Origin of the sequence: Vibrio inusitatus (assembly GCA_024346935.1) — a bacterium.
Lineage (GTDB): Bacteria > Pseudomonadota > Gammaproteobacteria > Enterobacterales > Vibrionaceae > Vibrio > Vibrio inusitatus.
On record AP024878.1, the window covers coordinates 97,487 to 110,866 of the forward strand.

A 13,380-nucleotide genomic window follows, 5' to 3' on the forward strand; every position below is an offset into this window, starting at 1 on the left:
TCGTTCTGTTGGAACGATAATAGCTTTAAAATTACTTCTTACTTTCGAGTAAGGAACAGTTTTGAAGTCAGTATTCATTGAGCCGGTCGAAAGACCAAAAAACTTTAATTGAAGAGTTTGATCATGGCTCAGATTGAACGCTGGCGGCAGGCCTAACACATGCAAGTCGAGCGGAAACGACAATATTGACCCTTCGGGTGATTTATTGGGCGTCGAGCGGCGGACGGGTGAGTAATGCCTGGGAAATTGCCCTGATGTGGGGGATAACTATTGGAAACGATAGCTAATACCGCATAACGTCTACGGACCAAAGAGGGGGACCTTCGGGCCTCTCGCTTCAGGATATGCCCAGGTGGGATTAGCTAGTTGGTGAGGTAATGGCTCACCAAGGCGACGATCCCTAGCTGGTCTGAGAGGATGATCAGCCACACTGGAACTGAGACACGGTCCAGACTCCTACGGGAGGCAGCAGTGGGGAATATTGCACAATGGGCGAAAGCCTGATGCAGCCATGCCGCGTGTATGAAGAAGGCCTTCGGGTTGTAAAGTACTTTCAGTCGTGAGGAAGATATATAAGTTAATAGCTTATGTGTTTGACGTTAGCGACAGAAGAAGCACCGGCTAACTCCGTGCCAGCAGCCGCGGTAATACGGAGGGTGCGAGCGTTAATCGGAATTACTGGGCGTAAAGCGCATGCAGGTGGTTTGTTAAGTCAGATGTGAAAGCCCGGGGCTCAACCTCGGAACCGCATTTGAAACTGGCAGGCTAGAGTACTGTAGAGGGGGGTAGAATTTCAGGTGTAGCGGTGAAATGCGTAGAGATCTGAAGGAATACCAGTGGCGAAGGCGGCCCCCTGGACAGATACTGACACTCAGATGCGAAAGCGTGGGGAGCAAACAGGATTAGATACCCTGGTAGTCCACGCCGTAAACGATGTCTACTTGGAGGTTGTGGCCTTGAGCCGTGGCTTTCGGAGCTAACGCGTTAAGTAGACCGCCTGGGGAGTACGGTCGCAAGATTAAAACTCAAATGAATTGACGGGGGCCCGCACAAGCGGTGGAGCATGTGGTTTAATTCGATGCAACGCGAAGAACCTTACCTACTCTTGACATCCAGAGAACTTTCCAGAGATGGATTGGTGCCTTCGGGAACTCTGAGACAGGTGCTGCATGGCTGTCGTCAGCTCGTGTTGTGAAATGTTGGGTTAAGTCCCGCAACGAGCGCAACCCTTATCCTTGTTTGCCAGCACGTAATGGTGGGAACTCCAGGGAGACTGCCGGTGATAAACCGGAGGAAGGTGGGGACGACGTCAAGTCATCATGGCCCTTACGAGTAGGGCTACACACGTGCTACAATGGCGCATACAGAGGGCGGCCAACCAGCGATGGTGAGCGAATCCCAAAAAGTGCGTCGTAGTCCGGATTGGAGTCTGCAACTCGACTCCATGAAGTCGGAATCGCTAGTAATCGTGAATCAGAATGTCACGGTGAATACGTTCCCGGGCCTTGTACACACCGCCCGTCACACCATGGGAGTGGGCTGCAAAAGAAGTGGGTAGTTTAACCTTCGGGAGGACGCTCACCACTTTGTGGTTCATGACTGGGGTGAAGTCGTAACAAGGTAGCCCTAGGGGAACCTGGGGCTGGATCACCTCCTTATACGATGATTACTCACGATGAGTGTCCACACAGATTGATATGGTTTAGAAAGTTAAGAGATGCCTATGTCCCGTTCGTCTAGAGGCCTAGGACACCGCCCTTTCACGGCGGTAACAGGGGTTCGACTCCCCTACGGGATACCATCTTTAAACGCATTTTCTTCTTAAGAAAATTAAGTGTCTTTAAAAATGGTTTTTTCCTTTTTAGGAAATAAACATGCTCTTTAACAATTTGGAAAGCTGACGAACAACAATGTGATTTCATTGTTGTTCAAATTTAAAAGTTCTCAAATCCTATGTCTTTATGATGTAGGTACCAACACACATTCAAGTGTTCTTGGGAATGTACTCTTGCCAGAGTGCATTCAAATTTGAGTCCGGCAAAATCGAATGTTATCTCGCTCATAATAAAGAGATAACGCACCTTGGAAACGTCATACTACGCTGTAGCAAGCGTATTGCGTTAAGCAAGACCCTTTGGGGTTGTATGGTTAAGTGACTAAGCGTACACGGTGGATGCCTTGGCAGTCAGAGGCGATGAAAGACGTAATAACTTGCGATAAGCCCAGATTAGGTAGTAATAACCATTTGAGTCTGGGATTTCTGAATGGGGAAACCCACGTGCATAAGCACGTATCGTTATGTGAATACATAGCATAACGAGGCAAACCCGGGGAACTGAAACATCTAAGTACCCGGAGGAAGAGAAATCAACCGAGATTCCGAAAGTAGCGGCGAGCGAAATTGGATTAGCCCTTAAGCTTTTAATGCGTCAGGTGAAGAGTCTGGAAAGTCTCGCAGTATAGGGTGATAGCCCCGTAACCGACAACGCATTTTAAGTGAAAACGAGTAAGGCGGGACACGTGATATCCTGTTTGAACATGGGGGGACCATCCTCCAAGGCTAAATACTACTGACTGACCGATAGTGAACCAGTACCGTGAGGGAAAGGCGAAAAGAACCCCTGTGAGGGGAGTGAAATAGAACCTGAAACCGTGTACGTACAAGCAGTAGGAGCGCCTCGAAGCGTGACTGCGTACCTTTTGTATAATGGGTCAGCGACTTAATTTTAGTAGCAAGGTTAACCGTATAGGGGAGCCGTAGGGAAACCGAGTCTTAACTGGGCGTCGAGTTGCTAGAATTAGACCCGAAACCAGGTGATCTAGCCATGGGCAGGTTGAAGGTTGAGTAACATCAACTGGAGGACCGAACCGACTAATGTTGAAAAATTAGCGGATGACTTGTGGCTAGGGGTGAAAGGCCAATCAAACCTGGAGATAGCTGGTTCTCCCCGAAAGCTATTTAGGTAGCGCCTCGGACGAATACCAATGGGGGTAGAGCACTGTTAAGGCTAGGGGGTCATCCCGACTTACCAACCCTTTGCAAACTCCGAATACCATTGAGTACTATCCGGGAGACACACGGCGGGTGCTAACGTCCGTCGTGGAGAGGGAAACAACCCAGACCGCCAGCTAAGGTCCCAAAGTATAGCTAAGTGGGAAACGATGTGGGAAGGCTCAGACAGCCAGGATGTTGGCTTAGAAGCAGCCATCATTTAAAGAAAGCGTAATAGCTCACTGGTCGAGTCGGCCTGCGCGGAAGATGTAACGGGGCTAAGCTATACACCGAAGCTGCGGCTGCATACTTTTGTATGCGGGGTAGGGGAGCGTTCTGTAAGCGGTTGAAGGTGGTCTGTAAGGGCTGCTGGACGTATCAGAAGTGCGAATGCTGACATGAGTAACGATAAAGGGAGTGAAAAACTCCCTCGCCGGAAGACCAAGGGTTCCTGTCCAACGTTAATCGGGGCAGGGTAAGTCGACCCCTAAGGCGAGGCCGAAAGGCGTAGTCGATGGGAAACGGGTTAATATTCCCGTACTTCTTATAATTGCGATGGGGGGACGGAGAAGGCTAGGTGGGCCTGGCGATGGTTGTCCAGGTTCAAGTATGTAGGCGGAAAGTTTAGGTAAATCCGGACTTTCTTAACGCTGAGATACGATGTCGAGCTGCTACGTGCAGTGAAGTCATTGATGCCATGCTTCCAGGAAAAGCCTCTAAGCTTCAGATTATAAGAAATCGTACCCCAAACCGACACAGGTGGTCGGGTAGAGAATACCAAGGCGCTTGAGAGAACTCGGGTGAAGGAACTAGGCAAAATGGTACCGTAACTTCGGGAGAAGGTACGCTCTTGGCGGTGAAGTCCCTTGCGGATGGAGCTACTAGGAGTCGCAGATACCAGGTGGCTGCAACTGTTTATTAAAAACACAGCACTGTGCAAAATCGTAAGATGACGTATACGGTGTGACGCCTGCCCGGTGCCGGAAGGTTAATTGATGGGGTTAGACTTCGGTCGAAGCTCTTGATCGAAGCCCCGGTAAACGGCGGCCGTAACTATAACGGTCCTAAGGTAGCGAAATTCCTTGTCGGGTAAGTTCCGACCTGCACGAATGGCGTAATGATGGCCACGCTGTCTCCACCCGAGACTCAGTGAAATTGAAATCGCTGTGAAGATGCAGTGTACCCGCGGCTAGACGGAAAGACCCCGTGAACCTTTACTACAGCTTGGCACTGAACATTGACCCTACATGTGTAGGATAGGTGGGAGGCTTTGAAGACGGTACGCTAGTATCGTTGGAGCCGTCCTTGAAATACCACCCTTGTATGCTTGATGTTCTAACGTTGGTCCCTTATCGGGATTGCGGACAGTGCCTGGTGGGTAGTTTGACTGGGGCGGTCTCCTCCCAAAGAGTAACGGAGGAGCACGAAGGTGGGCTAAACACGGTTGGACATCGTGTGGTTAGTGCAATGGCATAAGCCCGCTTGACTGCGAGAATGACAATTCGAGCAGGTGCGAAAGCAGGTCATAGTGATCCGGTGGTTCTGAATGGAAGGGCCATCGCTCAACGGATAAAAGGTACTCCGGGGATAACAGGCTGATACCGCCCAAGAGTTCATATCGACGGCGGTGTTTGGCACCTCGATGTCGGCTCATCACATCCTGGGGCTGAAGTCGGTCCCAAGGGTATGGCTGTTCGCCATTTAAAGTGGTACGCGAGCTGGGTTTAGAACGTCGTGAGACAGTTCGGTCCCTATCTGCCGTGGGCGTTGGAAGATTGAAGGGGGCTGCTCCTAGTACGAGAGGACCGGAGTGGACGAACCTCTGGTGTTCGGGTTGTCATGCCAATGGCATTGCCCGGTAGCTAAGTTCGGAATCGATAACCGCTGAAAGCATCTAAGCGGGAAGCGAGCCCTGAGATGAGTCTTCCCTGGCACTTTAAGTGTCCTAAAGGGTTGTTCAAGACTAGAACGTTGATAGGCAGGGTGTGTAAGTGCTGCGAGGCATTGAGCTAACCTGTACTAATTGCCCGTGAGGCTTAACCATACAACACCCAAGGGGTTTTGTGGACTCGAAGTAAGAACTTTGAATGTGTATTAAGAACTTTTAGATAATAGCTTTCCGAATTTTAAAATTTGCTTGGCGACCATAGCATTGTGGACCCACCTGATTCCATGCCGAACTCAGAAGTGAAACATAATAGCGCCGATGGTAGTGTGGGGTTTCCCCATGTGAGAGTAGGACATCGCCAGGCTTTAATTTTAGACTTGCTTCTATTGAAGCGAGTCACCATAAGATTCTAATTTATTTAGAGTTTTATGTTGACTTTAACAGTCAGTCGCGTAATATATGCGACCTGCTTAAGTGTTAAGGCACTTAAAGCACGCTCTTTAACAATTTAAACCTATCAATCTGTGTGGGCACTCGTTGATGATAATCGAAAAGATTTATCAATGAACTGAGTGACCAATACAATGATTTTTAATCATTGGCACAGTCAATTCATTATCGTTCTGTTGGAACGATAATAGCTTTAAAATTACTTCTTACTTTCGAGTAAGGAACAGTTTTGAAGTCAGTATTCATTGAGCCGGTCGAAAGACCAAAAAACTTTAATTGAAGAGTTTGATCATGGCTCAGATTGAACGCTGGCGGCAGGCCTAACACATGCAAGTCGAGCGGAAACGACAATATTGACCCTTCGGGTGATTTATTGGGCGTCGAGCGGCGGACGGGTGAGTAATGCCTGGGAAATTGCCCTGATGTGGGGGATAACTATTGGAAACGATAGCTAATACCGCATAACGTCTACGGACCAAAGAGGGGGACCTTCGGGCCTCTCGCTTCAGGATATGCCCAGGTGGGATTAGCTAGTTGGTGAGGTAATGGCTCACCAAGGCGACGATCCCTAGCTGGTCTGAGAGGATGATCAGCCACACTGGAACTGAGACACGGTCCAGACTCCTACGGGAGGCAGCAGTGGGGAATATTGCACAATGGGCGAAAGCCTGATGCAGCCATGCCGCGTGTATGAAGAAGGCCTTCGGGTTGTAAAGTACTTTCAGTCGTGAGGAAGATATATAAGTTAATAGCTTATGTGTTTGACGTTAGCGACAGAAGAAGCACCGGCTAACTCCGTGCCAGCAGCCGCGGTAATACGGAGGGTGCGAGCGTTAATCGGAATTACTGGGCGTAAAGCGCATGCAGGTGGTTTGTTAAGTCAGATGTGAAAGCCCGGGGCTCAACCTCGGAACCGCATTTGAAACTGGCAGGCTAGAGTACTGTAGAGGGGGGTAGAATTTCAGGTGTAGCGGTGAAATGCGTAGAGATCTGAAGGAATACCAGTGGCGAAGGCGGCCCCCTGGACAGATACTGACACTCAGATGCGAAAGCGTGGGGAGCAAACAGGATTAGATACCCTGGTAGTCCACGCCGTAAACGATGTCTACTTGGAGGTTGTGGCCTTGAGCCGTGGCTTTCGGAGCTAACGCGTTAAGTAGACCGCCTGGGGAGTACGGTCGCAAGATTAAAACTCAAATGAATTGACGGGGGCCCGCACAAGCGGTGGAGCATGTGGTTTAATTCGATGCAACGCGAAGAACCTTACCTACTCTTGACATCCAGAGAACTTTCCAGAGATGGATTGGTGCCTTCGGGAACTCTGAGACAGGTGCTGCATGGCTGTCGTCAGCTCGTGTTGTGAAATGTTGGGTTAAGTCCCGCAACGAGCGCAACCCTTATCCTTGTTTGCCAGCACGTAATGGTGGGAACTCCAGGGAGACTGCCGGTGATAAACCGGAGGAAGGTGGGGACGACGTCAAGTCATCATGGCCCTTACGAGTAGGGCTACACACGTGCTACAATGGCGCATACAGAGGGCGGCCAACCAGCGATGGTGAGCGAATCCCAAAAAGTGCGTCGTAGTCCGGATTGGAGTCTGCAACTCGACTCCATGAAGTCGGAATCGCTAGTAATCGTGAATCAGAATGTCACGGTGAATACGTTCCCGGGCCTTGTACACACCGCCCGTCACACCATGGGAGTGGGCTGCAAAAGAAGTGGGTAGTTTAACCTTCGGGAGGACGCTCACCACTTTGTGGTTCATGACTGGGGTGAAGTCGTAACAAGGTAGCCCTAGGGGAACCTGGGGCTGGATCACCTCCTTATACGATGATTACTCACGATGAGTGTCCACACAGATTGATACGGTTTAGAAAGTAAAGAGAGTATTTTGCGAAATGGTACTTGTACTGTTTTGTGAAAAATTGGGTCTGTAGCTCAGCTGGTTAGAGCGCTCGCCTGATAAGCGGGAGGTCGGTGGTTCAAGTCCACTCAGACCCACCAATTTTTCCTTATACTGCGTTAGATTCTTCGTTGTGTACTGATGTACACGGCCTCACAATCTGCCTTGTTTAAGAAAAAATACCAAGATGGGGCTATAGCTCAGCTGGGAGAGCGCCTGCCTTGCACGCAGGAGGTCTGCGGTTCGATCCCGCATAGCTCCACCATCTTTAAGCGTATTTGCTTAAGTACTCTTAAAAATGGTTTCGTAAGCTATTTATTAGCAAAGAATCATGCTCTTTAACAATTTGGAAAGCTGACGAACAACAATGTGATTTCATTGTTGTTCAAATTTAAAAGTTCTCAAATCCTATGTCTTTATGATGTAGGTACCAACACACATTCAAGTGTTCTTGGGAATGTACTCTTGCCAGAGTGCATTCAAATTTGAGTCCGGCAAAATCGAATGTTATCTCGCTCATAATAAAGAGATAACGCACCTTGGAAACGTCATACTACGCTGTAGCAAGCGTATTGCGTTAAGCAAGACCCTTTGGGGTTGTATGGTTAAGTGACTAAGCGTACACGGTGGATGCCTTGGCAGTCAGAGGCGATGAAAGACGTAATAACTTGCGATAAGCCCAGATTAGGTAGTAATAACCATTTGAGTCTGGGATTTCTGAATGGGGAAACCCACGTGCATAAGCACGTATCGTTATGTGAATACATAGCATAACGAGGCAAACCCGGGGAACTGAAACATCTAAGTACCCGGAGGAAGAGAAATCAACCGAGATTCCGAAAGTAGCGGCGAGCGAAATTGGATTAGCCCTTAAGCTTTTAATGCGTCAGGTGAAGAGTCTGGAAAGTCTCGCAGTATAGGGTGATAGCCCCGTAACCGACAACGCATTTTAAGTGAAAACGAGTAAGGCGGGACACGTGATATCCTGTTTGAACATGGGGGGACCATCCTCCAAGGCTAAATACTACTGACTGACCGATAGTGAACCAGTACCGTGAGGGAAAGGCGAAAAGAACCCCTGTGAGGGGAGTGAAATAGAACCTGAAACCGTGTACGTACAAGCAGTAGGAGCGCCTCGAAGCGTGACTGCGTACCTTTTGTATAATGGGTCAGCGACTTAATTTTAGTAGCAAGGTTAACCGTATAGGGGAGCCGTAGGGAAACCGAGTCTTAACTGGGCGTCGAGTTGCTAGAATTAGACCCGAAACCAGGTGATCTAGCCATGGGCAGGTTGAAGGTTGAGTAACATCAACTGGAGGACCGAACCGACTAATGTTGAAAAATTAGCGGATGACTTGTGGCTAGGGGTGAAAGGCCAATCAAACCTGGAGATAGCTGGTTCTCCCCGAAAGCTATTTAGGTAGCGCCTCGGACGAATACCAATGGGGGTAGAGCACTGTTAAGGCTAGGGGGTCATCCCGACTTACCAACCCTTTGCAAACTCCGAATACCATTGAGTACTATCCGGGAGACACACGGCGGGTGCTAACGTCCGTCGTGGAGAGGGAAACAACCCAGACCGCCAGCTAAGGTCCCAAAGTATAGCTAAGTGGGAAACGATGTGGGAAGGCTCAGACAGCCAGGATGTTGGCTTAGAAGCAGCCATCATTTAAAGAAAGCGTAATAGCTCACTGGTCGAGTCGGCCTGCGCGGAAGATGTAACGGGGCTAAGCTATACACCGAAGCTGCGGCTGCATACTTTTGTATGCGGGGTAGGGGAGCGTTCTGTAAGCGGTTGAAGGTGGTCTGTAAGGGCTGCTGGACGTATCAGAAGTGCGAATGCTGACATGAGTAACGATAAAGGGAGTGAAAAACTCCCTCGCCGGAAGACCAAGGGTTCCTGTCCAACGTTAATCGGGGCAGGGTAAGTCGACCCCTAAGGCGAGGCCGAAAGGCGTAGTCGATGGGAAACGGGTTAATATTCCCGTACTTCTTATAATTGCGATGGGGGGACGGAGAAGGCTAGGTGGGCCTGGCGATGGTTGTCCAGGTTCAAGTATGTAGGCGGAAAGTTTAGGTAAATCCGGACTTTCTTAACGCTGAGATACGATGTCGAGCTGCTACGTGCAGTGAAGTCATTGATGCCATGCTTCCAGGAAAAGCCTCTAAGCTTCAGATTATAAGAAATCGTACCCCAAACCGACACAGGTGGTCGGGTAGAGAATACCAAGGCGCTTGAGAGAACTCGGGTGAAGGAACTAGGCAAAATGGTACCGTAACTTCGGGAGAAGGTACGCTCTTGGCGGTGAAGTCCCTTGCGGATGGAGCTACTAGGAGTCGCAGATACCAGGTGGCTGCAACTGTTTATTAAAAACACAGCACTGTGCAAAATCGTAAGATGACGTATACGGTGTGACGCCTGCCCGGTGCCGGAAGGTTAATTGATGGGGTTAGACTTCGGTCGAAGCTCTTGATCGAAGCCCCGGTAAACGGCGGCCGTAACTATAACGGTCCTAAGGTAGCGAAATTCCTTGTCGGGTAAGTTCCGACCTGCACGAATGGCGTAATGATGGCCACGCTGTCTCCACCCGAGACTCAGTGAAATTGAAATCGCTGTGAAGATGCAGTGTACCCGCGGCTAGACGGAAAGACCCCGTGAACCTTTACTACAGCTTGGCACTGAACATTGACCCTACATGTGTAGGATAGGTGGGAGGCTTTGAAGACGGTACGCTAGTATCGTTGGAGCCGTCCTTGAAATACCACCCTTGTATGCTTGATGTTCTAACGTTGGTCCCTTATCGGGATTGCGGACAGTGCCTGGTGGGTAGTTTGACTGGGGCGGTCTCCTCCCAAAGAGTAACGGAGGAGCACGAAGGTGGGCTAAACACGGTTGGACATCGTGTGGTTAGTGCAATGGCATAAGCCCGCTTGACTGCGAGAATGACAATTCGAGCAGGTGCGAAAGCAGGTCATAGTGATCCGGTGGTTCTGAATGGAAGGGCCATCGCTCAACGGATAAAAGGTACTCCGGGGATAACAGGCTGATACCGCCCAAGAGTTCATATCGACGGCGGTGTTTGGCACCTCGATGTCGGCTCATCACATCCTGGGGCTGAAGTCGGTCCCAAGGGTATGGCTGTTCGCCATTTAAAGTGGTACGCGAGCTGGGTTTAGAACGTCGTGAGACAGTTCGGTCCCTATCTGCCGTGGGCGTTGGAAGATTGAAGGGGGCTGCTCCTAGTACGAGAGGACCGGAGTGGACGAACCTCTGGTGTTCGGGTTGTCATGCCAATGGCATTGCCCGGTAGCTAAGTTCGGAATCGATAACCGCTGAAAGCATCTAAGCGGGAAGCGAGCCCTGAGATGAGTCTTCCCTGGCACTTTAAGTGTCCTAAAGGGTTGTTCAAGACTAGAACGTTGATAGGCAGGGTGTGTAAGTGCTGCGAGGCATTGAGCTAACCTGTACTAATTGCCCGTGAGGCTTAACCATACAACACCCAAGGGGTTTTGTGGACTCGAAGTAAGAACTTTGAATGTGTATTAAGAACTTTTAGATATTAGCTTTCCGAATTTTAAAATTTGCTTGGCGACCATAGCATTGTGGACCCACCTGATTCCATGCCGAACTCAGAAGTGAAACATAATAGCGCCGATGGTAGTGTGGGGTTTCCCCATGTGAGAGTAGGACATCGCCAGGCTTTAAATTAGATTGTATTGAAGCAACGCGAGTAAGACTTCAAGACAATAACAAATTGGTGCGGAGTGGTAGTTCAGTTGGTTAGAATACCGGCCTGTCACGCCGGGGGTCGCGGGTTCGAGTCCCGTCCACTCCGCCACTTATTCTGAAGACCTCGCTTTATGCGGGGTTTTTTCAGATTTAAGAAACCAAAAATTTTAGGGGTGTAGCTCCAATTGGCAGAGCAGCGGATTCCAAATCCGCGTGTTGGGAGTTCGAATCTCTCCACCCCTGCCATATTAAAGGCCTTAGTCGAAAGACTAGGGCCTTTTTTACATCTATTGCTTTTTCGAAGCAGCACTGAAACTGGGTTAAAAGCCCATTTGGACGAAAGCGCCATCGAATTTCTGGAATGCCGGCTTAGTTCACCCTTTCCATATATTGAAGTCACTCGATACTAGTGGCAATGTTTTCCAATTTTGGACATTCAGTTCGACTGATTTAATCTTTTGCTGAGAGCAGAAGCAACTCCAAAAAAGGCCCCTATGTTTCCACAGGAGCCTCTTATTCGATGATAGAATTAATAAAGTTAAAGAAGCTGTTTGAGTACCCTATCAGCTTGGACACGCGTTATTTTACGTAATAGCTTTTGTACGGCCTCTGGGTAGTGTTCAATCTTTTCAATATGTTTGTAACTTCCTATACGTTGGGTGTTCTCTTGGATATTCTCAAACTCTTGTTCAAACTGAGATTTTAGATAGCCTTGCGGATCTCTAACTAACAAGGCATTTTCCAAGTCTAATTTCCAAGCCCTAGGATTTAAGTTATTGCCAGTTAGCAGCATGTTCTGCTTATCTACCCATAATCCTTTTAAGTGATAACTGTTGGAGTCGTGCTTCCAAAGAAGGATGTCCAATTTACGGCAAGCAATATTCGCTTCATTGGCTTTCAAGAAACGACGTAGATTCATCTCATATAGATAAGGTAGCCCACCAACTGTTTTAAACTCTTCTTCAGGATCAATGAAAAAATCGTTGGCAGTTTTGTCACCTACAATAACCGTTACTTTAACCCCGCGTCGCAGCGCTTTCTTTAGCTCCTTTGCAACACTCTTAGGGAAGTTAAAGTAAGGAGTGCAGATGGTGATTTCTTCTTTGGCATCTCGCAGTAATTGAACGATGGCCATATTGAGAAAGTTTCTACGTTTTCCTACACCGACAATAGGTGTAACCGATACATTTCCGTCGGAAACATCTGAACTATCAAAGCGGTAGTTAGTTACCGCTAGGCTTGCTCTCAATTGACGAATTGCACTTTTTAATGACTTAGTGGTTGGACGCTCTTTTTCTGTCAGTGTATTAACTGCAGGGTTTTTAATGAGTGCATCCATAATATAGTTAGCCATGGCATCGGCAATTGCAGGGCTATTGATTAGATGATATCGATCAAAACGATATTTTTCTTGGTGATGTAGATAGATGTTGTTAATGCTTGCGCCACTATAAAGAACGGTATCGTCAAAGATAAAACCTTTAAGATGTAATACACCGAATACTTCTTTACCGCGGACTGGCACACCGTAAACGGGAACGGTATGTTTGTGAGACTCAGCCATCTTTGTGTACATAGCAGCATTGCCATCAGATGACTCGGCACCTATTAGGCCACGTTGAGCTCTATGCCAATCTACACAGATCTGAACATCTAATCCTGGATTAGCTTGCTTTGCCTTGTAGATCTCATCAAAGACCTCTCGTCCTGCTTCGTCGTCCTCAAGATACAAGGCGGCAATGTAGATACGCTTCTTGGCTGTTTTGATAAGCTCTAATAGCTGTGCTTTGAACTCTTTAGCCGAATAAAGTGTTCTAAAGTCTTTTGGATCAACGGGAACTGCTTTGAGTCCATCGATGACATTCTTAGCTAAAACCATTATGAATATTAAGTCCTGTAAAGGGCTGATCTAGCCTGTTATTTTACCAAATTTGCAGCTTTAGTGCCTAGATGAATTGGTAAACAATTATCTTGAAATTAGTTAACTGTGATATTGCATGACAATTAGTGGCTTTCCCGTCTGAGTGTAGCGTAAATATAGCTTGGCTAATGTAGAAGGGAGTTCTTCTACTGGAATAGTTTTAAATCCGTGAGCCTTGTACAGTTGCTCTAGATGTTTATACGCAAAGCAGAAAAAATTGTCCTGCAAAATGTCATTTTGGCTAAAGTGTAAAAGCTGTGAAGCAATACCTTGATTTCGCACTTCAGGAATAACGAGCATACCGGTCAGTAGTTCCCACTTATCTAACTTACGATATCGTACGACCCCCACGATTTGCGAGTCACGCTCCGCCACAATGATCTTTTCACCAGCCTTTATTTTGGTCGAAGGGTAGTGGGATTTGTATAATTTTTTTAGGAGCGGCAAACGCAGAGGCTCCAACTCTTTGATAATCAGACTGTTCATTAATTAACTG

2 protein-coding genes, 5 tRNA genes and 6 rRNA genes are annotated in these 13,380 nt (G+C 48.1%); 11 read left to right on the forward strand and 2 right to left on the reverse strand.

Features of this window, described 5'->3' with window-relative positions:
• Window positions 1-105 precede the first annotated feature (105 nt).
• From OCU48_RS00480 to OCU48_RS00530, 11 genes are all read left to right on the forward strand, one after another.
• Window positions 106-1,658: ribosomal RNA gene (locus OCU48_RS00480) — 16S ribosomal RNA — on the forward strand.
• Between the two features lie 67 nt (window positions 1,659-1,725).
• A tRNA-Glu gene (locus OCU48_RS00485) sits at window positions 1,726-1,801 on the forward strand.
• A 345-nt stretch (window positions 1,802-2,146) separates the two neighbouring features.
• Window positions 2,147-5,036: ribosomal RNA gene (locus OCU48_RS00490) — 23S ribosomal RNA — on the forward strand.
• A gap of 92 nt (window positions 5,037-5,128) precedes the next feature.
• A 5S ribosomal RNA gene (rrf, locus tag OCU48_RS00495) occupies window positions 5,129-5,244 on the forward strand.
• Between the two features lie 359 nt (window positions 5,245-5,603).
• Window positions 5,604-7,156: ribosomal RNA gene (locus OCU48_RS00500) — 16S ribosomal RNA — on the forward strand.
• Window positions 7,157-7,257: 101 nt separating this feature from the next.
• Window positions 7,258-7,334 (forward strand) — tRNA-Ile (locus tag OCU48_RS00505).
• An 88-nt stretch (window positions 7,335-7,422) separates the two neighbouring features.
• Window positions 7,423-7,498, forward strand: a tRNA-Ala gene (locus OCU48_RS00510).
• A gap of 338 nt (window positions 7,499-7,836) precedes the next feature.
• Window positions 7,837-10,726, forward strand: a 23S ribosomal RNA gene (locus OCU48_RS00515).
• Window positions 10,727-10,818: 92 nt separating this feature from the next.
• Window positions 10,819-10,934 (forward strand): 5S ribosomal RNA (gene rrf / locus OCU48_RS00520).
• The 16S, 23S and 5S rRNA genes sit together here with 5 tRNA genes alongside, the layout of an rRNA operon.
• 61 nt (window positions 10,935-10,995) lie before the next feature.
• Window positions 10,996-11,072: transfer RNA gene (locus tag OCU48_RS00525), tRNA-Asp, on the forward strand.
• A gap of 60 nt (window positions 11,073-11,132) precedes the next feature.
• A tRNA-Trp gene (locus OCU48_RS00530) sits at window positions 11,133-11,209 on the forward strand.
• Between the two features lie 292 nt (window positions 11,210-11,501).
• Here the strand turns inward: OCU48_RS00530 and pssA are convergent.
• Both pssA and OCU48_RS00540 read right to left on the reverse strand, forming a co-directional pair.
• Window positions 11,502-12,842: a CDP-diacylglycerol--serine O-phosphatidyltransferase gene (gene pssA / locus OCU48_RS00535; RefSeq protein WP_141347415.1), complete on the reverse strand. Its 1,341-nt coding sequence runs from the start codon at window positions 12,840-12,842 to the stop codon at window positions 11,502-11,504.
• 102 nt (window positions 12,843-12,944) lie between these two features.
• Complete coding sequence (locus OCU48_RS00540) at window positions 12,945-13,370, reverse strand: GNAT family N-acetyltransferase (RefSeq protein ID WP_141347416.1); 426 nt, start codon at window positions 13,368-13,370, stop codon at window positions 12,945-12,947.
• Between the last annotated feature and the right edge of the window lie 10 nt (window positions 13,371-13,380).

Bases quoted from the DNA above. Each gene is read 5' to 3' on its own strand.
- pssA (WP_141347415.1), bottom strand. From the start codon at position 12,842: ATGGTTTTAGCTAAGAATGTCATCGATGGACTCAAAGCAGTTCCCGTT.
- OCU48_RS00540 (WP_141347416.1), bottom strand. From the start codon at position 13,370: ATGAACAGTCTGATTATCAAAGAGTTGGAGCCTCTGCGTTTGCCGCTC.